This is a genomic window from Pseudomonas sp. 34 E 7 (assembly GCF_900005715.1).
GTDB lineage: Bacteria > Pseudomonadota > Gammaproteobacteria > Pseudomonadales > Pseudomonadaceae > Aquipseudomonas > Aquipseudomonas orientalis_A.
In genome coordinates this window covers 1-25,950 of record NZ_CVTX01000192.1, presented here as the reverse complement: position 1 = coordinate 25,950, position 25,950 = coordinate 1, and the positions used below count along the sequence as shown (strand labels likewise).

24 protein-coding genes are annotated in these 25,950 nt (G+C 60.2%); 7 read left to right on the top strand and 17 right to left on the bottom strand.

What is annotated here, in order from left to right; translation table 11 throughout:
• Positions 1-1,654 (bottom strand): DUF6531 domain-containing protein (locus BFP96_RS27610; protein WP_256549202.1); only part of this gene is annotated, 1,654 nt, incomplete at its 3' end.
• A gap of 235 nt (positions 1,655-1,889) precedes the next feature.
• Between BFP96_RS27610 and BFP96_RS27605 the strand changes: the two genes are divergently transcribed.
• Entirely contained in the window at positions 1,890-2,975 is a 1,086-nt protein-coding gene (locus tag BFP96_RS27605) for a DUF1615 domain-containing protein (RefSeq protein WP_065936103.1), read from the top strand.
• Positions 2,976-3,192: 217 nt separating this feature from the next.
• Here the strand turns inward: BFP96_RS27605 and BFP96_RS27600 are convergent, their stop codons facing one another.
• The 3 genes from BFP96_RS27600 to BFP96_RS27590 are packed head-to-tail and all read right to left on the bottom strand — an operon-like array spanning position 3,193 to position 5,775.
• Complete coding sequence (locus tag BFP96_RS27600) at positions 3,193-4,374, bottom strand: acetyl-CoA C-acetyltransferase (protein ID WP_065898297.1); 1,182 nt, start codon at positions 4,372-4,374, stop codon at positions 3,193-3,195.
• 11 nt (positions 4,375-4,385) lie between these two features.
• Positions 4,386-5,045: a CoA transferase subunit B gene (locus tag BFP96_RS27595; RefSeq protein ID WP_057725646.1), complete on the bottom strand. Its 660-nt coding sequence runs from the start codon at positions 5,043-5,045 to the stop codon at positions 4,386-4,388.
• Positions 5,046-5,076: 31 nt separating this feature from the next.
• On the bottom strand, positions 5,077-5,775 hold the full coding sequence (locus BFP96_RS27590) for a CoA transferase subunit A (protein WP_057725645.1): 699 nt from the start codon (positions 5,773-5,775) through the stop codon (positions 5,077-5,079).
• 188 nt (positions 5,776-5,963) lie between these two features.
• Here BFP96_RS27590 and BFP96_RS27585 point away from each other — a divergent pair, with 188 nt between their 5' ends.
• Positions 5,964-6,866 carry a LysR family transcriptional regulator gene (locus BFP96_RS27585; RefSeq protein WP_065898296.1) on the top strand — a complete coding sequence of 301 codons (903 nt, stop codon included), beginning with the start codon at positions 5,964-5,966 and terminating at the stop codon, positions 6,864-6,866.
• A gap of 58 nt (positions 6,867-6,924) precedes the next feature.
• Here BFP96_RS27585 and BFP96_RS27580 read toward each other — a convergent pair whose 3' ends face one another.
• The 7 genes from BFP96_RS27580 to BFP96_RS27550 form a co-directional block, all read right to left on the bottom strand.
• Positions 6,925-7,254: a hypothetical protein gene (locus BFP96_RS27580; RefSeq protein WP_065884399.1), complete on the bottom strand. Its 330-nt coding sequence runs from the start codon at positions 7,252-7,254 to the stop codon at positions 6,925-6,927.
• Positions 7,255-7,480: 226 nt separating this feature from the next.
• Entirely contained in the window at positions 7,481-7,777 is a 297-nt protein-coding gene (locus BFP96_RS27575; protein WP_065898294.1) for a hypothetical protein, read from the bottom strand.
• An 8-nt stretch (positions 7,778-7,785) separates the two neighbouring features.
• Positions 7,786-8,628, bottom strand: a complete 843-nt coding sequence (locus tag BFP96_RS27570) for an NAD-dependent protein deacetylase (RefSeq protein WP_065936104.1) — start codon at positions 8,626-8,628, stop codon at positions 7,786-7,788.
• A gap of 8 nt (positions 8,629-8,636) precedes the next feature.
• On the bottom strand, positions 8,637-9,077 hold the full coding sequence (locus BFP96_RS27565; protein ID WP_065884401.1) for a CBS domain-containing protein: 441 nt from the start codon (positions 9,075-9,077) through the stop codon (positions 8,637-8,639).
• Positions 9,078-9,208: 131 nt separating this feature from the next.
• The gene (locus BFP96_RS27560) at positions 9,209-11,164 is read right to left on the bottom strand and encodes a DNA topoisomerase III (protein WP_065936105.1); all 1,956 of its coding nucleotides are present in this window, start codon (positions 11,162-11,164) and stop codon (positions 9,209-9,211) included.
• A 217-nt stretch (positions 11,165-11,381) separates the two neighbouring features.
• Positions 11,382-13,004 carry an MFS transporter gene (locus tag BFP96_RS27555; RefSeq protein ID WP_065895521.1) on the bottom strand — a complete coding sequence of 541 codons (1,623 nt, stop codon included), beginning with the start codon at positions 13,002-13,004 and terminating at the stop codon, positions 11,382-11,384.
• A 65-nt stretch (positions 13,005-13,069) separates the two neighbouring features.
• A complete protein-coding gene (locus BFP96_RS27550) occupies positions 13,070-14,716 on the bottom strand; it encodes a GMC family oxidoreductase (RefSeq protein WP_065936106.1) in 1,647 nt (548 codons plus the stop codon).
• A gap of 129 nt (positions 14,717-14,845) precedes the next feature.
• Between BFP96_RS27550 and BFP96_RS27545 the strand changes: the two genes are divergently transcribed.
• Complete coding sequence (locus BFP96_RS27545) at positions 14,846-15,736, top strand: LysR family transcriptional regulator (protein ID WP_065898289.1); 891 nt, start codon at positions 14,846-14,848, stop codon at positions 15,734-15,736.
• A 183-nt stretch (positions 15,737-15,919) separates the two neighbouring features.
• Here the strand turns inward: BFP96_RS27545 and BFP96_RS27540 are convergent, their stop codons facing one another.
• From BFP96_RS27540 to BFP96_RS27525, 4 genes are read right to left on the bottom strand one after another with little or no spacing between them, the layout of a single operon-like run.
• Entirely contained in the window at positions 15,920-17,266 is a 1,347-nt protein-coding gene (locus tag BFP96_RS27540; protein WP_065884406.1) for a glutamine synthetase family protein, read from the bottom strand.
• Between the two features lie 11 nt (positions 17,267-17,277).
• On the bottom strand, positions 17,278-17,835 hold the full coding sequence (locus tag BFP96_RS27535; protein WP_065884407.1) for a helix-turn-helix domain-containing protein: 558 nt from the start codon (positions 17,833-17,835) through the stop codon (positions 17,278-17,280).
• 44 nt (positions 17,836-17,879) lie between these two features.
• A complete protein-coding gene (locus tag BFP96_RS27530) occupies positions 17,880-19,718 on the bottom strand; it encodes a M48 family metalloprotease (RefSeq protein ID WP_065936107.1) in 1,839 nt (612 codons plus the stop codon).
• Between the two features lie 20 nt (positions 19,719-19,738).
• Complete coding sequence (locus BFP96_RS27525; protein ID WP_065884409.1) at positions 19,739-20,344, bottom strand: LemA family protein; 606 nt, start codon at positions 20,342-20,344, stop codon at positions 19,739-19,741.
• A gap of 217 nt (positions 20,345-20,561) precedes the next feature.
• On the opposite strand from BFP96_RS27525, the gene BFP96_RS27520 reads away from it, so the two are divergent.
• Together BFP96_RS27520 and BFP96_RS27515 are read left to right on the top strand one after the other, a co-directional pair.
• Positions 20,562-20,870, top strand: coding sequence for an RcnB family protein (locus BFP96_RS27520; RefSeq protein WP_065936108.1), 309 nt, complete (start codon positions 20,562-20,564; stop codon positions 20,868-20,870).
• A gap of 88 nt (positions 20,871-20,958) precedes the next feature.
• Positions 20,959-22,152 (top strand): MFS transporter, encoded by a 1,194-nt coding sequence (locus BFP96_RS27515; protein ID WP_065936109.1) that lies wholly within the window; start codon positions 20,959-20,961, stop codon positions 22,150-22,152.
• Here BFP96_RS27515 and BFP96_RS27510 read toward each other — a convergent pair.
• Positions 22,115-22,387, bottom strand: coding sequence for a DUF1652 domain-containing protein (locus BFP96_RS27510; protein ID WP_065895531.1), 273 nt, complete (start codon positions 22,385-22,387; stop codon positions 22,115-22,117). The two genes, BFP96_RS27515 and BFP96_RS27510, sit on opposite strands and share 38 nt — an antisense overlap.
• 102 nt (positions 22,388-22,489) lie before the next feature.
• The gene (locus BFP96_RS27505; RefSeq protein WP_065895532.1) at positions 22,490-23,986 is read right to left on the bottom strand and encodes a PAS domain S-box protein; all 1,497 of its coding nucleotides are present in this window, start codon (positions 23,984-23,986) and stop codon (positions 22,490-22,492) included.
• Positions 23,987-24,182: 196 nt separating this feature from the next.
• Here BFP96_RS27505 and BFP96_RS27500 point away from each other — a divergent pair, with 196 nt between their 5' ends.
• Positions 24,183-25,151: a hypothetical protein gene (locus tag BFP96_RS27500; RefSeq protein ID WP_065895533.1), complete on the top strand. Its 969-nt coding sequence runs from the start codon at positions 24,183-24,185 to the stop codon at positions 25,149-25,151.
• Positions 25,152-25,231: 80 nt separating this feature from the next.
• Entirely contained in the window at positions 25,232-25,852 is a 621-nt protein-coding gene (locus BFP96_RS27495) for a transglycosylase SLT domain-containing protein (protein WP_065898283.1), read from the top strand.
• Positions 25,853-25,950: the final 98 nt, after the last annotated feature.

Sequence of the window (25,950 nt, the reverse complement as noted above, 5' to 3'; positions counted from 1 at the left end):
CGCTGATCGCCGTCAGCACACCGTCGCAAAAGTGATAGAACCGAGAAGCCTGGGCCAGCACCAACTCGTCAGGCGCCGAGCCCAAGTAGATCGCCGCTTCCGCCAGGCTATTGGTAATCGCCGGCCGAGCCGCCGTCGGCAAGGGCAGGGTGGTCGAGCGATTCTCATGGTCGGTCCACACCACTGATTCGCCCGACACAGAAAGCCTGTGCGCCAGCGCATGACTCCAGCCAAACCCCAACCCGCAATCCACGTCCACCGCACTGGTGCGATACAAGCGCGTCCACTCTAACGGCAAGATCCCATCCAGCGCGCCATCGGTCAGAGTCAGCAGTTCCTCGCCGGTGACCATCGATACGGGGCAACCGTGAGTAACGGTCTTGTCCGCAGAAGCCGCCGCATCGCCCTTCGGGTTGGACGCCACGGCAGGCACATCATCCACCGGCTCCTGGCGCACCAACGCCGTACGCTGCGTTTTGTTGCGAACCATCGGTACGGGGTTCGAAACCAGATGCTCGCCCGCCTTCAACGGCGCCACCGGCACTGCCTTGATCGGCGTCGCCGCGCTGCTCAGCAGCACCGGCTTGAGCGCTTCGCTATGCCCGACCAGGCGAACTTTCCCGAACTGCTCGGCTATCTGCTCCAGCCACCTGCGCACCCGGCGCGACTTAATGCCAGCCAGCACTTTCGTGCTTATGCGCAGCACAATACCCATGCCGCCGGTCGCCAGGCCCAGTAACAGATTGATGACGACCTCGGCGCCAATCTCGCCCAGCATTTCGTTCATATAGGGCGGTGGCAGCATGCGCATCCAACTGACCAGCGCCGCCAGGTAAATGAACAGCAACGGCTCGTCGCTCAGCACCAGCAGACCCTTGGCGAGCGTCTCGGCACTTAACGTCAGTAATTTTTCAAACTCGTCCTGGGAAAAGTAATGCAGCAGCTTTTCAGCATTGGCCAGGGGGGCTGACAGCCATTGAAATAACTGCTCTACGTCGTCCCAGATTGAGTAAAGGGAGTCGCTGAAACCTCGGGCATAGGCGCCGTACAGCGAAAGGTAGCGTTCGAGGAAGTTTGCCTCGGAGTACCCCTTCCACAGGGGTTCGAAAGTGGTCCCCCACTCGCTGCGCAACCAGCCTTCCAGTGACGCAATGACCGACTGATAAGAAGCGTACAGCGCCTTGAAATGCTCCGAAGAAACGTCGGGGTAGAAACTGACTCGGTACTTCAGGTTGCGATCACACTCGGTGATTTCCAGAATGCCACTGGGACCGATGATTTTATGGAGTGGGTCCCCCAGCGGACCGCCGTCTGGATCGATGCGCTGCACCACGACCGGCGTGTTGCCGATCGGCACGAATCGCGAACTCTGGAACATATGCACCAGGGTCAACGTGCCGTTGGCTGTACACGTGGCGACCGTGCTGCTGGGAAAGAGGGACCGATTGATCGGCGCTACGAGCGCTACTTCTTCTCCCACCTTGAACACTTGCTCGACATTCAGTGCCGAAAAGCTGAAAAAGCTTTGAGCCCAGGTGTCGTATGGGTGCAGGCAGCCCCGGAAATCGCTGAGGATGGATTCGACGTCCCGCGTCTTTGCATCCATCGCGGCCAACACCAGGAAGCCAATGGCTTGGCTGGTTGCGTCGATCATGGGTGAGCCCTGTCGATCAGGGCTTTAACTGGAAAAACCATCTGCAATCCCTCGCACTGTTTAATCAGGCGAAGGACTTTGCAGCGGTTTTCAGAGGCGGGGAGTAGAGCTTATCCGACGGTTATGTGGGAAGTTTCAGCCAGAGTCGCAGTGAGTTCGGCATACCCACGAACCCCGGTTAGACTTGCCTGTCGATATCCCCATCGCCCGACCCGCCGTTCACCAAGGAAGCCATATGTATTCAAGCCGCCTGATCCTCTGCCTTGCAACTTTACTGGTGCTGGCCGGTTGCTCCACCTCACGCGGTCCGCAGCAACCCGAGCGCAGCGAGGCCGAGGTGAAGACGCAGATCGTGCGCCTGCTGCCGGCCAAGGTCGCGGACCGCGAAGGTTGGGCCCAGGATATCTACACCGCGTTCGACACCCAGAAGATCTACCCCAGCACCGAAAATATCTGCGCCGTACTGGCGGTGACCGAGCAGGAGTCCACCTATCAGGTCGACCCACCGGTGCCGGGCATGGGCAAGATCGCCCAGGACGAAATCCTGCGGCGTGCCGGGAAGGTTCATGTGCCGGCGTTTGTCGTGCGCAGCGCCTTGCAATTGCGCTCGCCCACCGGCAAAACCTACGCCGAGCGTTTGAATGCTGCGCGCACCGAGAAGGACCTGAGCTGGATCTTCGACGATTTCATCGGCGTCGTGCCGTTGGGCAACACGCTGTTTGGCGGCTTCAACCCGGTGCACACCGCCGGCCCGATGCAGGTCAGCATCGACTTTGCGCAAAAACAGGCACGGGGTTATCCCTACACGGTAGACGGTACGATTCGCCGCGAAGTGTTCACTCGCCGTGGCGGCATGTACTTTGGTATCGCCCATCTGCTGGGCTACCCGGTCAGCTATGACCAGCCGCTGTACCGCTTTGCCGATTTCAATGCAGGTTGGTACGCCAGCCGCAATGCTGCGTTCCAGGCCGCCGTCAGCCGTGCCTCTGGCGCCGAATTGGCGCTGGATGGGGATTTGATTCGCTACGGTTCGTTGCTGCCCGGCACCACTGAGTTGGCGGTGCGTTCGTTGGGGGCGAAACTGGATATGCGCAACCCCAGCATTCGCAGTCAACTGGAGCAAGGCGAAGCGTTGGACTTCGAGGACACCACCCTCTACAAGCGCGTGTTCGCCCTGGCTGACAAGGCTGCCGGCAAACCATTGCCACGGGCAATCCTGCCGGGCATCGTGCTCAAGAGCCCGAAGATTACCCGCAACCTGACCACGGCGTGGTTTGCCAAACGTGTGGATGAGCGCTATCAGCGTTGTATGAAGCGCTGATTTCTTGCGGCGTTTGATCGTTCCCACGCTCTGCGTGGGAATGCCGCCCCGGACGCTCCGCGTCCCGCTTTCGGCGCAGGATCCGGCACCTGCGCAAGGGTGACGCGGAGCGTCACGGGATGCATTCCCACGCGCAGCGAGGGAACGATCAAACGATCAATAAAGAAAAGGCCCGGTTTTCGTGGAACCGGGCCTTTTCCGTGTTGCTCTTGGATGATCAGCCGCGTTCGAGGGCGAGGGCTACGCCTTGGCCGCCACCGATGCACAGTGTTGCCAAGCCTTTTTTGGCGTCGCGCTTGATCATTTCGTGCAGCAGGGTCACCAGCACGCGGCAGCCTGAAGCACCAATCGGGTGGCCGATGGCGATGGCGCCGCCGTTGACGTTGACCTTTTCGGCGTCCCATTCCAGCTCTTTGCCCACCGCCAGGGATTGCGCGGCGAAGGCTTCGTTGGCTTCGATCAAATCCAGGTCGCCCAACTGCCAGCCGGCCTTGTCCAGGCAGCGGCGGGTGGCCGAGACCGGGCCGATGCCCATGATTGCCGGGTCAACCCCGGCGTTGGCATAGCTGGCGATTCGTGCCAGCACGGGCAGGCCGAGAGCCTTGGCTTTAGCGGCGCTCATCAACAGCACCGCTGCGGCGCCGTCGTTAAGGCTGGAGGCGTTGCCGGCGGTGACGCTGCCGTCCTTTTTAAAGGCGGGTTTGAGCTTGGCCAGGGACTCGGCGGTGGTACCGGCACGCGGCTGTTCGTCCACGTCGAAGACCAGAGGGTCGCCCTTGCGCTGGGGAATCAGGATCGGTGTGATCTCATCGGCAAACCGTCCGGCCTCGAGGGCGGCGATTGCTTTTTGCTGGGAGGCAGCGGCAAAGGCGTCCTGCGCCTCACGGCTGATGCCGTACTTGTCCACCAGGTTTTCGGCGGTAATGCCCATGTGGTAGTCATTGAACGCATCCCACAGGCCGTCGGTGATCATGCTGTCGATCATCTTGGCGTGGCCCATGCGCAAACCGGTGCGCGCGGCGGGCAATACGTACGGCGCCAGGCTCATGTTTTCCATGCCGCCTGCGATGATCACGTCCGCGTCGCCGCAACGGATCGCCTGCGCCCCCAGGTGCAGGGCCTTGAGGCCGGAGCCGCACACCTTGTTCAGGGTCAGGCTCGGCACGGCGTGGGGCAGGCCGGCGAGAATCGAGGCCTGGCGCGCCGGGTTCTGGCCGCTGCCTGCGGTGAGTACCTGGCCGAGAATCACTTCATCGACTTCGGCCGGGTTGAGGCCGGTCTGCTCCAGCAGGCGACGAATCACCGCAGCGCCCAGTTCAGGGGCCGGGACAGTGGCCAGCGAACCCTGGAAGCTGCCCACGGCGGTGCGGGTGGCAGCAACAATCACGACGTCTTGCATGGAATCTGTCCTCACTGGAAATGCATTTCTGGAACGTGGTCCGGGACGATCAGTTTACCGGCGGTCTTGCTGACAATCTCTTCAACGCTGACGCCAGGTGCGCGTTCCTTGAGGACAAAAGCGCCATTTTCGATTTCCAGGTAGGCCAGGTCCGTCAGCACGCGCTTGATGCAGTGGGCGCCGGTCAGCGGCAGGCTGCATTGGCTGAGCAGTTTCGACTCACCGTCCTTGGACGCATGGGTCATGATCACGATGATATTTTCCGCACCGGCCACCAGGTCCATCGCGCCGCCCATGCCCTTGACCAGCTTGCCGGGAATCATCCACGAGGCGATGTTGCCCTGGACGTCGACTTCAAAGGCGCCGAGTACGGTGAGGTCGACGTGGCCGCCGCGAATCATCGCAAAGGACTCGGCGGAGGAGAAAATCGAGGCGCCGATGCGTGCGGTGACGGTTTGCTTGCCGGCGTTGATCATGTCGGCGTCAATGGTGTCTTCAGTCGGGAACGGCCCCATGCCGAGCAGGCCATTCTCCGATTGCAGCATCACTTCCATGCCGTCGGGAATGTAGTTGGCCACCAGGGTTGGAATGCCGATGCCGAGGTTGACGTAGAAACCGTCCTGCATTTCGCGGGCGACGCGTTGAGCCATTTGTTCGCGGGTAAGAGCCATGGTTGATTCCTCTTATTGTTCTGGACGTGGATTATTTGCGGACGGTGCGCTGTTCGATGCGCTTCTCGAAGGTGCCGCAGATGATCCGGTCGACGTAGATGCCAGGGGTGTGGATCTGCGCCGGGTCCAGTTCGCCCGGTTCGACGATTTCCTCGACTTCGACCACGGTGATCTTGCCGGCGGTGGCGGCCAGCGGGTTGAAGTTCTGGGCGGTGTGACGATAGATGACGTTGCCGAAGTGATCGGCTTTCCAGCCTTTGACGATAGCGAAGTCACCGGTGATGGACTCTTCCATCAGGTAGGGGCGGCCGTTGAATTCGCGGGTTTCCTTGCCTTCGGCGACAGGAGTGCCGACCCCGGTGGCGGTAAAGAAGGCCGGGATGCCGGCGCCGCCTGCACGCATTTTTTCCGCGAGGGTGCCCTGGGGGGTCAGCACCACTTCGATTTCGCCGCTGAGCAACTGCTTTTCGAACAGAGCGTTTTCGCCCACGTAGGAAGCGATCACCTTGCGGATCTGCTTTTCTTCCAGCAGCACGCCCAGGCCGAAACCGTCGACGCCGCAGTTGTTGGACACCACGGTCAGGTCACGGGTGCCTTTGCGCTTGATCTCATTGATGAGGTTTTCCGGAATGCCGCACAGGCCAAAACCGCCGGAGAGTACGGTCATGCCGTCTTCCAGGCCTGCCAGCGCTTCTTCGTAGGACGCCACGCGCTTATCGAAACCTGCCATATGCACCTCTTTTATTGTTTGTGGGCCAGCCAATGGACCGAGTGTTGCGCTGAAGGATTGATTTGTTAAGTTGTTTTTTAAGGTTGATTGGTTTGGAAAACAGCATAATCAGCCTCAAGCCGCGAGCTTCAAGCCTAGTCGGCGACTGCTTTGACTTGCAGCTTTCAACTTGTCGCTTGGAGCTTCCTATGACTATTAAACAAATGCGTGCCTTCCTGGCCGTGGCCCAGAGCCTGAGTTTTGCCGCTGCGTGTGAGCGTCTGCACCTGTCCCAATCGGCGCTGAGCCTGACGATCAAAGGCCTGGAAGAAGGCCTGGGCGGGCGCCTGTTCAGCCGCAATACACGCAATGTCGCGCTGACGCCCGAAGGCGAATCCCTGCTGCCGCTGGCGCGCCGATTGATTGCCGACTGGGACAACGCCGAGGACGAACTGCGCCAACGCTTCACCCTGCAACGCGGGCGTGTAACGGTGGCGGCGATGCCGTCATTTGCCGGCAATCTGCTGCCACCGATCCTGAAGATATTCCGCGCGCGTTACCCTCAGGTGAACGTGACGGTGCATGACTTGATCAACGAGCAGGTGCTGGAGATGGTGCGCGATCGCCAGGTCGAACTGGGCGTGGCGTTCGAGCCGTCCGACGGTTCGTCACTGGCGTTCACGCCGTTGTACCTGGACCGGTTTATCGCCGTGGTACCGGGCGATTCGCCTTTGGCACAGGTGGCCGAGATCGACTGGAAAACGCTGCTGGAGCAACCCTTCATTACCCTCCAGCGTCCATCGACGGTGCGGGTCATGCTGGAAGAGCACTTGGGCGCCTTGCAGATGAAACTGCCCGTGGCGCTGGAAAGCCATCAATTGGCTACGGTGGGCAAGATGGTTGCCAGCGGCTTGGGGGTCAGTGCTGTGCCGGCATTGTGCGCACGGCAGATGGAGGAGGCGGGTGCCCGTTGCATCACCTTGACCGGCCCGGTGATCGAGCGGCCTATTGGCGTACTGACCAAGCCTGGGCATGAACTGTCGGCAGCGGCGCAGGTGCTGTTCGATATCTTTAAAGATGAAGCGGGGAAGGGGCGGTTTCCAACTTTTTGAGTACACCACATAATAAAAGTGGGGACTGGCACGCCAGCCCCCACATTAGAACAACTACTTAGTAGTAACGATCTATCACTTTAACTTGCGAGCTGTCTTTGAAAGACGCCCAGGCATTGTTAAGTGTGTCGAATACCTGCTCGATGAAGTTGCGATCGGCCGCCGCTTTCTTGCCGACATAACCCTGGCCGCGACGGTACATCTTCAGGCGCGCCGCCAGTTCACGGTGATTGCGGTCGAACTCGGCTTCCTCGGTGTGAGGCGCTACGCAGTCAAGTTGAACTTCGCCCGATTTGCCAATCCACAGGATATGGTCGTCGAGTGTGTCTTTCTGCGCGGCAAACATCTCAGCCAGTTCATCAATAGTAGGTTGGTTGTTCAGATTCATGTGTAAGCCCCTTGACCAGTTGGCGATCTATCAATTGATTCGTTAACACTTCAAAGTTGTCTCCGGCTCAGAAAACCGGGCGTCAGTGACGGTCTGCCGAATACGGGCAGGGTCGTGAACCGATGCATGTAGTTTTGCTGATGAACCGCTACGCAACGCTTTCATAACGAAGACAAGCAGCGCTTTAGCTCCTTGTACCGTTCCCTTTCGGGGCCAGTCAGCTTCATCAATCTGCCTTGTGGGCAGTGCACATCCGGAAAAACAGCTCGGCGGTCAGACGAGCCTGTTCAAAACGCGTGTTACCAACACTCCCGATCCGGGAGACGTCTCGATAATGCAAGGACAAAAAGCTTACGTCAACGATTATGTAGTGATTATTTTTAGGCACTACATAAATCGTTGTGGGGGCGGGGAGATGCAGGAGAAACGTGACTTGGGCGTCATTTTTCGTGCGCTGGGTCGCGTGATAGCGTTTGGTAAAGTGGATAAAGTTGCACGGCGCCTGTGGGTTTTTCGCGAGCACGCTCGCTCCTACAGGCGCTCGACCAGCAGAGGTAATAATTGCTCACACTGCGCTTCGATCTTTACCTGCAGGAGCTCATCCCCGCGGGTCTTGCCCAGGTTGATGGCAATCACCGGCTTGCCCTGTTCCACCATCGCCTTGCACAGGCGAAACGCCGAATAAGCCATCAGCGATGATCCCACCACCAGCAGCCCTTCGGCATCATGCACGGCAGCCATGGCTCTGGCTGCGGTAGCGGGCGCCACGTTTTCACCAAAGAACACCACGTCCGGTTTCAGCCGTTGCCCCTCGCAGTGGGGGCAGCATGGAACCTGGAAGTGCTCCTCGAAAACAGGGTCGAGCAAGGTATCGCCGTCAGGCGCCTGCACCGCATGGACATGCGCAAAGTGCGGGTTGTCGATTTCCATCCGCCGCTGGATCGCGTCGCGCTCGCTGCGCTGCCGGCAATCCAGGCACAGCACCCGGTGCAAGCTGCCATGCAACTCGATCACCTCGTGGCTGCCGGCCTGATCGTGCAGCGTGTCGACGTTTTGCGTGATCAGGCCACTGATGATCCCACGTTGCTGCAACGTCGCCAGGGCCTGATGCGCCCTGTTCGGTTGGGCAAGGCGCACCCGTGGCCAACCCAGCATTGCCCTGGCCCAATAACGGCGACGTGCCTGCGCGGTGGCGAGGAACTCCTGGTACATCATCGGCGCTTTGCCCCGGCGCACGCCTTCGCCGTCACGGTAGTCGGGGATACCCGACGAGGTGCTGATGCCCGCACCGGTCAGCACCAGGAAGCGCTTTTCGACCATCGCCCGGTGCAGCGTGTCGAGGTGGTCTGCTTGATGTTGCAGCGTGTCGAGCATGGGGTCTCCTATTCGCCGCGGATGTACTGCTCCAGCTGTTTGATCAAGGCGGCTTGTTCAGCAATGGCTTCCTTGACCAGGTCGCCGATGGACAGCAGGCCGAGCAGTTTGCCGTCTTCGACGACCGGAAGGTGGCGCAGGTGACTGTCGGTCATGATGTTCATGCACGCCTCGACCGTTTTATGGGTATCTACGGTAATGACCGGGGAGCTCATCACGTCGTCCACGCGGGTGGTCACCGACGACAGCCCCTTGAGGATGAGTTTGCGGGCGTAATCGCGCTCGCTGATGATCCCCACCACTGCGCCGTCCTTGACCACTGGCAAAGCCCCGACGTTTTTCTCGGACATGCGCACCAGCGCCTCGAACACGGTGTGGTCCCACTGGATGGTGTGGACCTCCTGGTTCTTCTGGTCCTTGGCTTTGAGCAATTCTGCGACGGTTTTCATGGCGGCCACTCCGGTGTTGTTGTTAGGTAGTCAGCTATCCCCTACAGAATCCTAGACGCACTACGTCGCAGCAAGGTCCAAAGCGGCGTCAAACCCGTCGAAAAGCGTCATTCGCCGGATTTTTTTGCGTTTTAACCGGCATTTGCCGGCCTTTTTGCCCGTTTGGGGCTGGTCGCCGTCTTGCGTGGCGCGCTCTTGCGTTTGTTTTTCCATGGCGCCGCGCCTTTGATTGCCGGGCTGGCAGCGGCGGTGATGGTCATGCGCATGCCAGTGCAACGAGCCACCTGCTTGCTCATCCACGCCGCTTGTTTGGCGACGAATTCTTCCAGGCTCATTTCGCCGCTTTGCACCATATCCAGCGCCTGTTCCCAGATGGCGGTGGTGCCGGGGTCGGCGATGGCACGGGGTACGGCATCGATCAGGCTGAACGCGGCCGGGGTGGCCGACAGTGCCTTGCCGTTTTTCACCAGGTAACCACGGTCCAGCAGGCCCTGGATGATGCCGGCGCGGGTGGCCTCGGTGCCAATGCCGGTGGTGTCCTTGAGTTTCTGCTTGAGCAGTGGGTCTTCCACCAGCTTGGCGACGTTTTTCATTGCCTTGATCAGGTCGCCTTCAGTGAAAGGCTTGGGCGGTTGGGTCCACAGGTCCTTGAGGTTGACCCTGGCCACCGCGCAGTCCTGGCCTTGCACCAGCATCGGCAAGGCTTGGGGAGCAGGAACGTCCCGACCTTTGGCGGGGGCAAGGGCTTCGGGCAATGCGCGTTTCCAGCCCGGTTCGATGATGACCTTGCCCACGGCACGCAACGCCTGGCCTGCACAGTCGAAGTCCGCCTGGGTTCGGTCGTATTCATGGTTGGGCAGAAATTGCGCCAGGTAGCGTGCGCGTATCAGCGTGTAGACCGCGCGGTGCTTGCCGGTGAGTTGCCCGACGTCCTTGCCGGCCCCGGTGGGGATGATGCCGTGGTGGGCGCTGACCTTGGCGTCGTTCCAGGCGCGTGAGCGTCGCTGGGGATCGATATGCTGCATCAACTCGGCCACCGCTGCATCCGCGCGGCCGAGTGCGGCGAGAATCTTTGGCGCTTCGCTGTGCTGGCTCAACGGCAGGTAGCCGCAATCGCTGCGCGGGTAGGTGATGACCTTGTGGGTTTCGTAGAGCGATTGGGCGATATCCAGGGTTTCCTGGGCGCCGAGGCCGAGCTTTTTGGAGCAGATTTCCTGCAGGGTGCCGAGGTCGAAGGGCAGGGGGGCGGCCTCGCGCATGCGTTCGGTGCGCAGCTTTACCAGTCGCGCATCGGCCGCGTGGCTCATGGCGTCGGCGGCGTCCCGGGCCAGCTGCGGGTTGAGGCAACGGCCCTGGTCATCGCAGGCATCGTCGGTGGCGCGCCATTGCGCGGTGAAGGTCATGCTTTGGTGGCGCAGGTCCACGTCGATGGCCCAATACGCCACGGGGATGAAATCGGCGATGCTGCGGTCACGGTCGACCACCAGGCGCAGGGTAGGGGTTTGCACGCGGCCGACCGGCAATACGCCCTGATAGCCGGATTGACGTCCGAGCAACGTAAACAGGCGGCTCATGTTCATGCCGATCAGCCAGTCGGCACGGGAGCGGCCCAGGGCCGAGTGATACAGGTTGAAGGTGTGTGCGCCGGGCTTGAGCGCGGCCAGGGCCTTGCGGATGGAGGCATCATCGAGCGCCGACAACCACAACCGCTGGATCGGCCCGCGATAACGGCAATGTTCCACCAGCTCACGGGCGATCATTTCACCCTCGCGGTCGGCGTCGGTTGCGATCACCAGTTCCCTGGCTTCCCCCAGCAGACGCTTGACCACCTTGAACTGGCTGGCGGTTCTGGGCTTGACCTGCATCTTCCATTTTTCCGGGACGATCGGCAGGTCGGCCAATACCCAGCGCTTGTATTTGGCGTCATAAGCGTCAGGCGGAGCGGTTTCCAGCAGGTGGCCGATGCACCAGGTGACCGTGACCCCATTGCCCAGCCAGCATCCATCGCCCCGACGACTGGCGCCGAGCACGGCCGCGATGTCCTTGGCTTGGGAGGGTTTTTCACAGAGGTACAGCTGCATGGTCATCACATCGTATTGGTTGATGCCTTGCAGGATGCTTAGTCAAAGCGAATTGAGCAACTGTTATCTGTATGGATGTACAGCAAATTATGTAGGCACCACAGATGAATGTGGGAGGGGGCTTGCCCCCGATAGCGGTGTATCAGTCTTGAAGACATCGACTGAACTACCGCCATCGGGGGCAAGCCCCCTCCCACAGGGGATGTGCAGTGCTTAAGGCAACTCAGTTATTGTCGATATCCACATGCCGCGTTTCCTTCAGGCAGAACAGCCCGACGATCAGGCTCACGCCGGTCACCACCACCGGGTACCACAAGCCATAGAAGATATCCCCGGTGTACACCACCAGGGCAAACGACACGGTGGGCAGGAACCCGCCGAACCAGCCGTTACCGATATGGTAGGGCAGCGACATCGAGGTGTAGCGGATGCGTGTCGGGAACAGTTCCACCATCAGCGCCGCCAAGGGGCCGTAGCACATGGCTGCGATCAGGATCAGTGCCACGATCAGCGCCACCACCATCACCTTATTGACCTGGGCCATGTCCGCCGAACTCGGGTAGCCGGCCAGCGTCACTGCACCACGCAAGGCCGCTTCATCAAAACCATCGATACTGACGTCGCCCACATTGACTTGTACCGGCGTGCCGGCTGGGGCGGCGACGCTGCTGTAGGGCAGGCCCTGCTTGACCAGGAAGGTCTTGACCTTGTCGCACGGGCTGTCAAAGCGTGCCTTGCCCACCGGGTCGAACTGGAACGTACAGGTGGCCGGGTCGGCCAGCACGGTAATCGGTGCCTGGCGGCTCGCTTGGTCCATCGCCGGGTTGGTGTAGTGCGCCAGGCCCTTGAAGATCGGGAAGTACAGGAAAGTCGCCAGCAGCAGGCCAAGCATCAGCACCGGCTTGCGCCCGACCTTGTCCGACAGCCAGCCAAACAGGATGAAGAACGGCGCGCCAATCACCACGCTGATGATCAGCAACATGTTGGCCAGGGCCGGGTCCATCTTCAGGAACTGGGTGAGGAAGAACAGCACATAAAACTGCGCCGCATAAAAGGTCACCGCCTGCCCGCCGTTGATGCTGAACAGTGCGATCAGTACGACCTTGAGGTTTTCCCACTTACCGAACGAGTCGCGGATCGGCGCCTTGCTGGCCTTGCCTTCCTCTTTCATTTTCAGGAACGCGGGCGATTCGTGCAGGCTCATGCGAATCCAGGTGGAGATGCCCAGCAACACGATGGAGAACAGGAACGGGATACGCCAGCCCCATACCTCGAACTGGTCGCCGGTGAAGTAACGGCAGGCCAGCACCACCAGCAACGACAGCAACAGGCCGAGGGTGGCGGTGGATTGAATCCAGCTGGTGTGCAAGCCACGTTTGCCGGCAGGCGCATGCTCGGCCACATACGTGGCGGCGCCACCGTATTCACCGCCCAGCGCCAGGCCTTGCAGCATGCGCAGCACGATCAGAATGATCGGTGCGGCGATGCCGATGCTGGCATAGGTCGGCAGCAGGCCCACGCAAAAGGTGGCCACGCCCATCAGAATGATGGTGACGAGGAAGGTGTACTTGCGCCCGATCATGTCGCCCAGGCGGCCGAATACCAGCGCGCCGAACGGCCGCACCACGAAGCCTGCGGCGAATGCCATCAGCGCAAAGATAAACGCCGTGGTGTCGTTGACCCCGGCAAAGAACTGCTTGCTGATCACCGCCGCGAGGGCGCCGTAGAGGAAGAAGTCATACCATTCGAAAACCGTCCCGAGGGACGAGGCAAAAATGACTTTCTTCGAGTCGTTGCCGGTGCTCGCATCCATCGCCGAGCCCAGGGGTTGAGCATGTTCTGACATCGGGTAACCCTCACAGTGATTATTTATTGTTGTTCCACTGTCGGCGCCGGGTGCGGCGCCGCTATTCAGATTGCGTGAACCAGTTCTCTCTGCGGGGCGAGGCTCCTTGTGTTCGGTGAGAGGATCAACTGCGCGGCCTTCTCGGCGATCATCAGCGTCGGTGAGCAGGTGTTGCCCGAGGTAATGCGCGGCATGATCGAGGCGTCGGCGATGCGCAGGCCCGGCACGCCATGCACGCGCAGCTGTGCGTCGACCACGGCGTCCTTGTCATCGCCCATGCGGCAGGTGCCCACCGGATGGAAGATGGTCGTGCCGATGCGCGCCGCGGCTTCGTGCAATTGTTCTTCGGTTTGCAGCGCGTCACCGGGCAGGTATTCCACCGGCTTGAACCGGCTCAGGGCCGGCGCGGCCACGATTCGCCGGGTCAGGCGAATGGCGTCGGCGGCCACGCGCAGGTCTTCGGGGTGGCTGAGGTAGTTGGGCTGGATCAGCGGTGCGTCCGCCGGGTTGGCAGAGCGGATATCGATGCGCCCGCGGCTGTGTGGGCGCAGGTCGCAGACCGAGGCGGTAAAGGCCGGAAACGCGTGCAGCGGTTCGCCAAAGCGCTCCAGGGACAACGGCTGCACATGGTATTGAAGGTTGGCCGAGGTCTGCTCCGGGCCGGAGCGGGCAAACGCGCCAAGCTGGCTGGGCGCCATCGACAGCGGCCCGCTGCGGTCATACAGGTAGCGCAGGCCCATGCCCATCTTGCCCCATACGGTGCCGGCAATCTGGTTCAGGGTGCGCGCGTTTTCCAGCTTGTAGATCAGGCGCAGTTGCAGGTGGTCCTGCAGGTTGCCACCCACGCCCGGCAGTTCATGCACCACGTCGATGCCCAACGGTTTGAGCACGTGGGCAGGGCCGATACCCGAGCGTTGCAGGATGCCTGGCGAGCCCACGGCACCGGCGCACAGCACGATTTCCCTGCAGGCTTTCCAGCTCAGTTGCTGGCCGTGCCGGCGCCCGATCACTTGGGAGGCACGACCGTTTTCCAGCACCACGCGGTCGACCTCCACCTCGGTCAATACCGTCAGATTGAGCCGTTGGCGGACCGGTTTGAGAAACGCCTTGGCCGCGTTCCAGCGCACCCCGGCCTTCTGGTTGACCTGGAAATAACCGCAACCTTCGTTATCGCCCTGATTGAAATCGCTGATATTGGCGATGCCGCTCTGCTCGGCTGCGTCGCGAAATGCATCGAGGATGGGCCAATGCAGGCGCTGCTGCTCGACGCGCCATTCGCCGCCCTCGCTGTGGAATGGCGAGTCGCCGGCGAAATGGTTTTCGCTGTGCTTGAACAGCGGCAATACGTCATTCCAGGCCCAGCCCGGATTGCCTTGCGCCGCCCAGCCGTCATAGTCCCGGGCCTGGCCGCGCATATAGATCATGCCGTTGATGGACGAGCAACCGCCGAGTACCTTGCCGCGTGGGTAGCTCAGGGCGCGACCTTGCAGGCCGGCCTGGGCCTGGGTCTTGAAGCACCAGTCGGTGCGCGGGTTGCCGATGCAGAACAGGTAGCCGACCGGAATATGAATCCAGGCGTAGTTATCGCGACCACCGGCTTCCAGCAGCAGGACGCGATGGGCCGGGTTGGCGGACAGACGATTGGCCAGCAAGCAGCCGGCGGGGCCGGCACCGACGATCACATAATCGTATTCAGCAGTTGCAGTGGGCATCTGGGGTCTCGCTTGTTTTTCTTATTGGCTCCATCCTAGTTGTTAGTTTTCGTCTTAAAAATGTTAGTTTTTGCCCAGCTGCTGTGCGTTTTTAAACAGCGCTGCCCACGCGTGCGCAACGGAGGCGATATGTTCGACTGGAATGACCTGCGGTTTTTTCTCGAATTGCAGCGCAGCGGCCGCTTGCTCACCGCCGCGCAACGCTTGAAGACCACGCACGCCACGGTGGCGCGGCATATCGAGGCCATCGAAAAAAGCCTCGGTACGGCGCTGTTCGTGCAGCACGCCCAGGGTTACGAGCTGACGCCGTCCGGCGAAGCCCTGCTCAAACATGCCGAAGCCATGGAAAACGTGGCGCTGCTGGCTGAAGACGAACTGACTCATTGCGCGGCGCCCCTGGGCAAAATTCGCCTGGGGGTGGCGGAGGGCCTGGGGGTGATGTTCCTCGCCGGTCGCATGGGCGGGCTGTTTGAACGTTATCCCGGCCTGGAAGTGGAACTGGTCGCGGTGCCGCGCTTTGTCAGCATCCTCAACCGCGAAGCGGAAATCAGCATTCACCTGGAACGCCCCAGCGTCGATCAGTTGGTGACCCGCAAACTCACCGATTACCGCCTGGCGCTGTATGCCAGCCGCACTTACCTTGAGCGTCATCCGCCGATTGAAAAACGCGAAGACCTCGCGGCCCATGCGTGGATCGATTACGTCGACGATCTGCTGTTCAGCCAGGAACTGAAATTCCTCAGCAGCTTTTGTCGCAGTCCCAAGGTGGTCTTTCACAGCACCAGCGTGATTGCCCAGCACCAGGCCGCGCGATCCGGCCTGGGAATCGCGGTATTGCCCTGTTTCATGGCGGCGGGCGATGCGCAGTTGGTGCCGTTGTTGCCGGGGGAGAGCATCCAGCGCAGTTATTGGATCAGCTCGCGGCGGGAGTTGCACAAGTCGGTGCGGTTGCGGGTGTTGTGGGATTATGTGGTGGAGTTGTGCGCGCGGGAGCAGAGCCTGCTGTTGGGCGAAAGCTGACTGACGAAACAGAATCAAAACTGTGGGAGGGGGCTTGCCCCCGATAGCTTTGTATCAGTCAATGCAGCTGTGGCTGAACCACCGCTATCGGGGGCAAGCCCCCTCCCACATATGAACCCTGTTGTGTCAGGCAGCGCTTAGAACTTCACTGCCTGATTGTAGTGGTAGGTGGTGGTGCATTGTTCAGAGGAACCAGCGATATTCCCGCGCATGAATCTCCTGCTGGAACGCCAGGTGATCCTGGCGCTTGTTCTCGCAATACACATCGACAAACTCCGCGCCCAGCTTGTCGCGCACCACCTGCTGATGTTGCATGGCGCGCACGGCGTCGAGCATTTCCACGGGGAAATCGGTGCCACTGCTGCGGTCTTCATTCAGCGGTGCGATAGGGTCCTGCCTGGCTTCGAGGCCATGCTCCAAACCGGCGAGGATCGCCGCCAACACCAGATAGGGGTTGGCGTCGGCGCTGGCCAGGCGATGCTCGATACGCAGGTTGCGCGGGTCTGACTCGGGGATGCGCACGCACGCATCCCGGTCTTCGAAACCCCAACTGGCGCGGGTGGCGGCGTTGACCGTACCGCCGAGGCGGCGCAAAGCGTTGTGGTTGGGGGCGAAGATCGGCATGCAATGGGGCAGCAACGCCAGGCAACCGGCCACGGCGTGGCGCAGCGGTTGCTGCTGGTGCGCCGCCAGCAGGTTGTTGCCCGCACCGTCATACAGGCTGACGTGCACATGCATGCCGCTGCCGGGAAACTGCAGGTAAGGCTTGGCCATGAAGCTGGCGCGGTAGCCATGCTTGAGCGCCACGCCGCGCGTGCTGCGGCAGAACAGGGCGGCCCAGTCGGCGGCACGCAGGCCGTCGTCGCAATGGCCGAAATTGATTTCGAACTGGCCCGGGCCGATTTCGGCGGTGATCACCGTGATATCGATGCCCTGGGCCGTGGCGGTTTGCGCCATGTCGTCCAGCACGTCGCCAAAGCGCGACAGCCGTTCGATATGCAGGGTGGGCTGGTCGTCCGCATCGTCGCTCAGCGGGTCGCGGGGGAATTGCGGCAGGCCGTTGTCGAGCTTTTTGTCGAACAGGTAGAACTCCAACTCAAACGCCACGACCGGGTGAATGCCTTTGAGGCGCAGGCGTTCCAGCACGTTGGCCAGGACTTCGCGGGGTTCGAATTCGATCGGCGCTTCGGTGCCGTCGGAGGTGATCAGCATCTGCCCCAGCGGCTGCGACTCCCAGCTCACCGGCTTCAGCGTACCCGGCACCAGGCGTCGATTGGCGTCCGGGTCACCGTCGTTGAAGCAGTAGTCGCCAATCTTGAACAACCCGCCCTGGGCCCCCAGCAATACGGCGTTCTGCGGCAGCTTCAAGGGGCTGCCGGCGGCGACTTTCTCGAGCATGTCCACCGGGTAGCGCTTGCCGTAGAAATGCCCCGCAATGTCCAAGGCGATCAGGTCGACGTAGCGCACATCGGGGTGGTTCTGGCGGAAGGTCCGAACTTCGGCCAGCAAGGTTGCAGAGGGGCTTTTCACGGGTGCAGCTCCTAGTTGTAAACCCACAGCACGCGGGCGGGCAGGTCGGTCAGGTTGGCGTAGCGGCAGTGGGCGAAGCTGGCGAGATGGAAGCTGTCGCCCGGGCCTAGGGTGACTGCATCGGCTTCACCTTCAACCCACAGGGTCAGCTCGCCCTCCAGCACAAAACCGGCCTGCTCGGCGCGGTCGCTCATGGTCTGTTCACCACTGTTGGCGCCGGGTGCCAACAGGCTGTCGAGCATCGAGAACGCGCCGTTCATGCTCGGCGAGACGAGGATGTCGGTGATGCCATTGGCGTAGTACACCGTGCGCCGCTCGTTGGGGCGGGTGACCCAATCCACCGCCCTGGGTTTGGGCCGGCTGTAGAAATAGGTCGTAGGGACGTCGAGGGCGTGGCTGATGGCGGTCAGGTCGGCGACGGTTGGGCGCGACAGGCCGCGCTCGACCTGGGACAGAAAACCCACCGACCGCTCGATCTTCTGCGCGAGTTGGGCGAGGGTGAGTTTCTTGTGCTTGCGCAGGTCGTGGATCAACGCGGCGAGGGTGGCGAGTTCTTCTTGAGGGCTCATGAAATATATGTCAGATAATTTCATGAAAAATTACAGGAATTATTTCATGCCGGCAATGGGGACGCTTCGTCCTCCGCAATCGGAGGTGTTTGCAGGCCTTCGGGCATCGGGCAATCGAGGATGGCGGCGATCGCGCGCGCCAACTCGATTTCTTCGGGGGTGATATGGCCGTCGTTTTCGATGCAGACCGCGACCGCTTCCATCAGGATCGCTTTATCTTCCGGTTGAAGCTGTTGCAGGCCTTTCAACGGGTTGTCCAGTGCATCCAGGCTTGCACCTTCTTTCAGTGTTTTCATTGGCGCCGTATAAAAGGGCAATACATCGCAGGCGCGGTAGTACGCCAGCTCAATCTGTGCCTGGCTTCTTTGCCCTGTGAGGGCAAGTATGCCGAGCAGCAACGTTATGTTGTCCTCTTGTTGTTCCAGTGTGGACCGACGTTTGATTGGGGGCTTGGGCAGCACTTGTGCATCGAGTATGTTGATCAAGGCCCAACCCCCAAAAAGGCTGCGGGAATCGACGGCAACCAGGCTCCTCACCGTGTTGGTGAACACTTTGTATTGGTCGGCTGGCAATTGCTTGAGCGCCGGAACGCACAGGTCCAACAACGACAGGCGCAGATAGCGGTCAAGCCCACGTACAGGTGCGTCCAACCCCGGCAGGAAGTCGGCGACTTGTGGATCGAGGGTTTCCTGCAGCAGCGTAAGTTGCCGCGCGCGCAGAGCCGGCTGTACGCAGAGCAGCAAGCTGTAGATCAGGGCTTGTGCGCCGGCAGGGTCGCCCGCTACCGACCAGGCCTCATAGGGGATCATGCTCTGGGTGGCTTGAGTCTGATAACGCTGTGCCGGCTCTTCTTGCGTACTGTTCAGCCCTCTGGCAGCAATGGCCACGGCGCCAAGGACTTCCCAGCGGCGACGATTCTCCTGGGCCTGTTCATCGTCGCCCATCAGGGTTTCCAGCGGAGGAACATCCGGGTACTCGCCATCCCACTCGGGATAGAGCCGCGCTATTCGTTTCGCGAGTGGGGGATGAGGAGAAATGGATCGCTGTGAGAATTTGCGGAAGGGCGCCGCGAAAAACATCGGCAGGAAGCTCTCTGTCTCCTTGCAGCACGTCAGAAACGATGAAGATGGGTGTCCACCTATTTTCATCAGTGCGCTGGCAACGCTTTGCGGGTGACGTGTGAACTGCGCAGCTGTGGCGTCGGCCAGGAACTTGCGTTGGCGGTTGACGCGCGACATCGCGAAATAGGTGAGGTAAGCCCAGCCGCCTGCCAGGAAGAACAACGATGCGCCGATCACGCCACTGGCGGCGACAGGTAGAAGCAGCAGGGTAAACCAGGCGACGCCTAGATAGACTCCCGTCATACGTGCATCGGAGCGCATGTCATTGTTGTGAATCTGGCTGAACAAATGGGCAATGACTGCTTGCATTTCTTCACGATTGAACATGACGGTCGCGCCAAAGGTCACGCAGATGACCGAGTTTTTCGGTGTGCGGCCGGCGGCAAGGGCGTTGATGCATCCCTGATTCATCATGTAAACCAAGGGCACATGGCTGCCTGAAGCAATGGCCATTTCCTCGACGATATCAAGCAGCCAACGATTGTCTTGCGCCACCGGCTCCGCACTGATCAGTACGCCACCGAAGCTTTCTGCAATTGCGCTGCCGCCCTTTTTCAGCTTGCGGCCCTGGAACCAGTACCCTGCCGCAATGAACGGCAGTATCACTGCAGAGATAAGCAAGGGTTCGTACCAATGAATCTCATCAAACCAGGTTGATAAAAATACCCCGAATAGAGCGGGGGTGAGCACAATCACGGTCACCAGTAACACGCGATAGATCGCATTTCTGCGAGCCCGGTCCTGATGTTCAAAAAAGTTCATGCAGCCATCCGTGGCACTGATCAGGTGAAGGATACCGTCGGGACGGTTTGAATCTGTTTGCTGTCTTCAAACTCCAGCAACGTCGCGTCCGTGCCATGCCCCACAGCCTGGGCCATGAGGATCGTCGGAAATTTCTGGCGGAAAATGTTGTATTCCATCACCGCATCGTTGAAGAACTGACGGGCATACGCAATGCGGTTTTCGGTATTGGTCATTTCATCGCTCAGTTGCATCATTGTTTCTGATGCATACAGGTCCGGATAATCCTCAAGCGAAACGTTCAGGTTATCCACGGCCGTGTTGAGCCGACTCTCATTCTTGCCCAGTTGCGCGATGGAGTGCGCACTGCCAGGTTCTGCCGCCGCGAGTTTGAGGCAGGCTGCCGCCACGTTGCGTGCTTCGGTGACAGCCACCAGTGTGCCGCGCTCATGACTCATGTAAGCCTTGGCCGTTTCCACGAGGTTGGGGATCAGGTCATGGCGCCGCTTGAGTTGCACCTCGATCTGGCTGAACGCGTTCTTGAAGCGATTTCGCAAACTGACCAGCGTGTTGTAGAGGCTGATCAGGTAGAGCGCGATCACACTGAGAACGCCAATGAAAATGACCCAGAAAACGCTGCCGAACATTGGATGTCCTTATCTGTGAAAGTGAGGTCGCAATCATAGCGGATAATGGCCATTTCCAATGGCTTGTCCAACGTTAAAAGTGCCGACCGGCCAGTGATCCGGCTGGGCCGTTGATGACGGCAACTCAAGCGTGGGGCTGGAGCAAGGTGAGCGGCTGAATGATTTCGCGCCGCTGCGGTCGGAACCTGGGTACGTCCCCTGAATTGAAGGAGCACCCATGAAGTCCAAATCCCTATTTGCCTGTGTTCTCGTTGCCGCAAGCCTGTCCACTGCGAGTTTCGTGGTGCATGCCGGCGATACCCCTCAGGAAACCGTGCAACCTTCGAATATCAACGCCCGTGACTTGAAAGAAGGCGACCGCGCCCCGGACATGTTGATGCGCAAGGAGTCAGCGGTTAAAGACTGGAAAAAACGCGGCCTCAAGCAGCCCGAAGATGAGAGCCAGTGGGCACGAGTAGGCGACAAGTACGTCCTGCTCAAAACCACCAACGGCACCATCCTTGAGATTACGCCGGTCAAGAAATAATCCTGCCGGACCACCTGCTCGCGTCATCTTTCCTGGGTTAAGGTAGCCGGCCGCAATGGTCGCGTTACCTTCAAGGAAAGAGAGCAGGATGCTTGCCGCAATAAGAAACTATCCCCGCACGGTGAACCTGCTGCTGTCGGCCACGTTGTTGCTGACGCTGGCCAAAGCGATCACGTTTCCGTACCTGGTGATTTACCTCACCGGCCATTTCGCCCTGGATATCAGCCAGGTCGGCCTGGTGATCGGCAGTTCGCTGATTGTGGGCTCGCTGCTCAGCGTCTATGGCGGTTTCCTCGTCGACCGCGTCAACAGTTACCGCTTGCTGCTCGGGCTGAGCCTGGTGTTTGTGCTGGGCTTCATCGGTACGGTCCTGGCGCAGACTATCTGGGCGTTCTATAGCTGCCTGATTTTGATCAACCTGGCCTATGCGGTCATCGATATTGCGATCAAGGCCGGTTTCGCCAGCGTGCTGCCGGAGGATGGGCGCAGCGAAGTGTTCTCCATCAAATACACCCTGACCAATATCGGCTATGCCGTGGGCCCGTTTTTTGGCGCGATGGTGGCCACGCTGGATATCAGCCTGCCGTTTATTCTGTCGGCGTTGTTGGGCGCGGGATTTTTCCTGTTGTATTGGCGCCTGGGCGACCGCGCACTGACCACCGTCGACGCCACGCAAAAACCGGTGTCATTCCTCGCCGTAGGCCGTGTGCTGCTCAAGGATCACCGCCTGGTGTGTTTCACCGTTGGTGGACTGCTCAGTGCCGTGGTGTTCGGTCAGTTCGTCGCCTACCTGTCGCAATACCTGGTGACCACCACCACCGCTGAATACACCTACACGGTAATCAGCACAATACTCACCACCAACGCCGTGCTGGTGATTGCCTTGCAGTACCTGATTGGCCGGCGCATCTCGCACCGCTACTTGAGCCAGTGGCTGATCGCGGGCTTGAGTATGTTCATGCTGGGGTTGATTGGCTTTGCGCTGTCCACCAGCCTGTTGTGGTGGGTACTGGCGATGGCGGTATTTACCGTGGGGGAAATCATCGTGTTTCCGGCCGAGTACATGTTTATCGACCGGATCGCTCCTGACCACTTGCGCGGCATGTATTACGGCGCGCAGAACCTGGCCAATCTCGGTGCCGCGTTGGGGCCGGTGTTATGCGGGCTGGTGCTGGCCAGCCTGCCGGCGTATTACATGTTTTTCATGCTCGGGGGATTTATCGTAGGGGGCGGGGTGTTCTATTTCATTGGGGCGAAGCTGAAGGCAGGTCATCCAGGTTGAGTTTGCCGACCGTATTGCTCTGCAGTTCGTAGCGCAATTCATCGACCATTTTCGTCACTTCTTCCGGGGTCTGCAGCCGGTTGGTGCTGATACCGGTGACCACCAGGTCGACTCGGCCGGTTTCGGCGTCGAATACCTTGAGGGTCAAGGACGCATCCCGGCACAGGGTGAATTCGCATGTCAGCGGCGACAGGCCTTCTTCGATGCAATTTCGCAGTTGAGAGAGGGTAAACATGCAGATTCCTTCAAGGCACAGATTCGATGCCTTGAAGGTTATTGATTGCGCCGCCAGCTAATAAGGCGAATTCGCACTATATGAACTAGTGCATTTGCACTCTCAGCGCTTGTTTTTTACCCGCAGTTCGCCAGCAAACAGCCCGCGTTCACGGGCCCAGACAATAGCCGAACTGCGGCTGTGAACGCCCAGTTTGGAGTACACCGTCGCCACATGATTGCGCACGGTATTGGGTGCCAGCTTCAGGCGCGAAGCGATCTCCTTGTCGGCCAGGCCCTCGCAGATCAAGCCCAGCACGTCCCGTTCACGGGCCGTGAGGTCGGTGAAGGATACGTTCGGCAGGTTAGGGCTGTTGACGCTTTTGGCATTGGCCAGTTTCTCGATCAGGGTCTGGCTGAACCAGGAGGCGTCCTGCATCACTTCTTCGATGGCCGCCACCAGCTCCAGCTCCGAGCGCTTGCGTTCGGTAATGTTCATGAACACCAGCAGGTAGCACGGCACATCCTGGATCACCACGGTGTCGGCGGACACCACGCAGTCGATCACTTCATTGCCTTTCTTGCGTACCTTGAGGTCGTGGCCGTCGAGGTTTCCGGCCTTTTCCAGCGTGGCGAACAATTGCGCGCTGGTAGGCGGGTTGTCGATGAAATTGATTTCTTCGATGGACTTGCCGATCAGTTCTTCACTGATGTAACCCGTGATGCTCATGAACGCTTCGTTGACGTCTACAACCTGGCGATTGGCGGCGTTGCACACCAGGGTCGGCACTGGCGTCAGGCGGAAGGATTTGGCGAATCGTTCTTCGCTCTGGCGCAGGGCGATTTCCGCCTTGCGCCTCGGCTCCAGGTCCATGAACGAGAACAGCATGCAGTCTTCCTCGTTCATATCCAGGGGCTGGCCGGCCACCACAACCAGCTTGCTGCCGCCTTCGGGCAGCCTCAGTTCGGCCTGCATCTGTGGAATGGTCGCGCCTTGCCCCAGGCGCTCGATCGCCAGGTCCTTGCGCTCGGCCTGTTCAAGCACGTCCAGTTCATATACGGATTTGCCGATGACCTGGTCGCGGTTGTAGCCGGTCATTTCCAGAAAACCCTGGTTGACCTTGATGTAGCGCAGGTCGCTCAGGCGGCAGATCACGGCAGGGGCGGGGTTGGCGTTGAAGGTTTTTTCGAAGCGCTGCTCGGCGCTGGCCCATTCGGTGGCATCGCTGAGGATCAGCACCAGCAGTTCCGGCTCACCCTGTGCGTCAGTGATGACCAGGCTGCGCAGGCGGTGCACCCAGGTTTTTTCCTGGTCGGTGGTGGGAATGACCTCCACGATCACGTCGCTGAATTCTTCTCCCGCCGCTGCGCGGGCCAGGGGGTAGCTGTCCAGTTGCAACGGGTGGTTGTTGCGATAGCGCAGACTGAAGCGCTCGGCGTATTGCCGGGTGTTGGCGCCCAGCCCCATGACGTCGCCGACGCCATGCATGGCCAACGCGGCCTCGTTGGCCCAGAGGATGGTCTGGTCGACCTCCGCCAATATCACACCATCGGATAATCCGGAGATGATCTGTTGCAGTTGGCGGCGGTTGGTTTCTTTGGCAAGAACATCCTGTGTCATAGATTCTCCGAAGTCTGGACGCATTGAATTACGACATCCCAGGTTTCGGATAGTGCAGAGAAGTTGTCCCTGTGGGAGTGCGAATGCACCAGGCCAGATAGTGCATTTGGGCCACGACTGAACGTATGTCGTTTCGCCACACTCACACCAGTCAAGGCACTTTGCCTTGCTCCGATAATTTGAAAAGGACCTTTGTATGACCACTGTCTATGAAACCAATCGATCGCTGTTTCGGGTGTCGTGGAGCTCGGTATTGGCCGGTAGTGCAATTGCACTGGTGACCTACCTGGTGTTGAGTGTGTTGGGTACGGCGATTGGCGCGAGTGCCGTCGAGCCGATGGAAGCCGGTAACCCGTTGAGCGGTTTCGGTACGGGCGCCGGGATCTGGTTGTTTGTATCGACGCTGATCGCCATTGCGCTTGGCGCGTTCGTGGCCGGGCGTACCGCACCGGATCGCGGTGGTCTGCACGGTGTACTGACCTGGACCCTGACCACCTTGCTGACCACCTGGCTGCTGGCGGGCTTGGCCTCCAGCGTAGTGGGTACCGCGGGCAACGTGGTGGGTAAAGGTCTGTCGGCTGCCGGCAGTGGCATTGCCGCCGCCGCACCGGGGATCGGCAACAGCATCAAGCAGCAGTTGAACGAGCAAGGCATCCAGCTGGACTGGAACAGCCTGCAAGGTCAACTCGATACCCTGCTCAAGCAAAGCGGCAAGCCTGAGCTGGACCCCGCCAACGTCGAGCAGAAAACCGACCAGGCTGCAGCCGATGGCAAGCAAACGGCAACTGACGCAGCGACCAACCCTGCCCAGGCGGGCGATGAGCTCAAGCAGTGGTTCGAGCGCGTGAAAGCGTCCGGCGAGCCTGCACTGAATGCTGCGGATAAAGAAGCGCTGGTCAACATCGTCGCGGCGCGTACCGGCAAGAGCAAGGAAGAAGCCACGCAGATCGTCGATAACTATGCCCAGGCTTATCAGCAGGCCATGCAGAAAGTCGAAGAACTCAAGCAACAGGCTGAACAGAAAGCCCGTGAAGCCGGTGAAGTAGCGGCCAAGCAGCTGTCTCGCGCAGCCTGGAGCACCTTGGCGATGCTGCTGCTGGGTGCGGCCTTGAGCTTCTTTGTCGGTCGTATCGCGCTGACAACCCGTCGCGTGCCATTGGCTTAAAAACTGTCTGCGGCAGGGACGCCGCCTCGGTGAACGCGTAAAATGCCCGACATTTTACGCGTATCACGCAAAGGTGCCCCTTGAGCGCAGGCAAAGCCGTCGGACTGTTACTACTCACCTCTCTGTTGGCGGCGTGCGGCACCTCGCCGCCACGCACGCCCAACGACATCTGCAGCATCTTTCGCGAAAAGGACGACTGGTACGACGCGGCCAAGGTCACGCAAAAGCGCTGGGGCGTGCCCATCCAGGTGCCGTTCGCGATCATGTATCAGGAGTCGGGCTTTCGCTACGACGCCAAGACCCCGCGTAAATACCTGCTGTGGATCATCCCCTGGGGCCGCGTGTCCACGGCGTCCGGCTATGCCCAGGCCAAGGATGAGGTATGGAATGACTACCGCAAAAGCACCGGCCGCAGCGGCGCCGATCGCGAGGATTTCGACGACGCCATCGACTTCATCGGTTGGTACATGGACAAGACCTACACCATCAACGGCGTCTACAAATACGACGCCTACGGCCAGTACCTGAACTACCACGAAGGCTGGGGCGGCTACCGCCAGCGCACCTACGCCAGCAAAGCCTGGCTGCTACCGGTGGCGAGCAAGGTGCAGGCGCGTTCGCAGCTGTATGCGCGGCAATATGCCGGGTGCAAGGATGAGTTGGGCCGAGGGTTCTGGAGCCGGTTCTGGCATTGGTTGTAAAAAGCTTCTGGATGCATGCAGACCCAATGTGGGAGGGGGCTTGCCCCCGATGGCGGAGTATCAGCCACTGATATCTCGACTGATGCACCGCTATCGGG

Coding starts and splice junctions, on each gene's coding strand:
- BFP96_RS27585 (WP_065898296.1), top strand. CDS start 5,964: ATGACTATTAAACAAATGCGTGCCTTCCTGGCCGTGGCCCAGAGCCTG.
- BFP96_RS27530 (WP_065936107.1), bottom strand. CDS start 19,718: ATGAACTTTTTTGAACATCAGGACCGGGCTCGCAGAAATGCGATCTAT.
- BFP96_RS27565 (WP_065884401.1), bottom strand. CDS start 9,077: ATGAAAACCGTCGCAGAATTGCTCAAAGCCAAGGACCAGAAGAACCAG.
- BFP96_RS27570 (WP_065936104.1), bottom strand. CDS start 8,628: ATGCTCGACACGCTGCAACATCAAGCAGACCACCTCGACACGCTGCAC.
- BFP96_RS27545 (WP_065898289.1), top strand. CDS start 14,846: ATGTTCGACTGGAATGACCTGCGGTTTTTTCTCGAATTGCAGCGCAGC.
- BFP96_RS27555 (WP_065895521.1), bottom strand. CDS start 13,004: ATGTCAGAACATGCTCAACCCCTGGGCTCGGCGATGGATGCGAGCACC.
- BFP96_RS27505 (WP_065895532.1), bottom strand. CDS start 23,986: ATGACACAGGATGTTCTTGCCAAAGAAACCAACCGCCGCCAACTGCAA.
- BFP96_RS27525 (WP_065884409.1), bottom strand. CDS start 20,344: ATGTTCGGCAGCGTTTTCTGGGTCATTTTCATTGGCGTTCTCAGTGTG.
- BFP96_RS27520 (WP_065936108.1), top strand. CDS start 20,562: ATGAAGTCCAAATCCCTATTTGCCTGTGTTCTCGTTGCCGCAAGCCTG.
- BFP96_RS27595 (WP_057725646.1), bottom strand. CDS start 5,045: ATGGCTCTTACCCGCGAACAAATGGCTCAACGCGTCGCCCGCGAAATG.
- BFP96_RS27590 (WP_057725645.1), bottom strand. CDS start 5,775: ATGGCAGGTTTCGATAAGCGCGTGGCGTCCTACGAAGAAGCGCTGGCA.
- BFP96_RS27605 (WP_065936103.1), top strand. CDS start 1,890: ATGTATTCAAGCCGCCTGATCCTCTGCCTTGCAACTTTACTGGTGCTG.
- BFP96_RS27515 (WP_065936109.1), top strand. CDS start 20,959: ATGCTTGCCGCAATAAGAAACTATCCCCGCACGGTGAACCTGCTGCTG.
- BFP96_RS27550 (WP_065936106.1), bottom strand. CDS start 14,716: ATGCCCACTGCAACTGCTGAATACGATTATGTGATCGTCGGTGCCGGC.
- BFP96_RS27535 (WP_065884407.1), bottom strand. CDS start 17,835: ATGAGCCCTCAAGAAGAACTCGCCACCCTCGCCGCGTTGATCCACGAC.
- BFP96_RS27560 (WP_065936105.1), bottom strand. CDS start 11,164: ATGACCATGCAGCTGTACCTCTGTGAAAAACCCTCCCAAGCCAAGGAC.
- BFP96_RS27500 (WP_065895533.1), top strand. CDS start 24,183: ATGACCACTGTCTATGAAACCAATCGATCGCTGTTTCGGGTGTCGTGG.
- BFP96_RS27580 (WP_065884399.1), bottom strand. CDS start 7,254: ATGAATCTGAACAACCAACCTACTATTGATGAACTGGCTGAGATGTTT.
- BFP96_RS27600 (WP_065898297.1), bottom strand. CDS start 4,374: ATGCAAGACGTCGTGATTGTTGCTGCCACCCGCACCGCCGTGGGCAGC.
- BFP96_RS27510 (WP_065895531.1), bottom strand. CDS start 22,387: ATGTTTACCCTCTCTCAACTGCGAAATTGCATCGAAGAAGGCCTGTCG.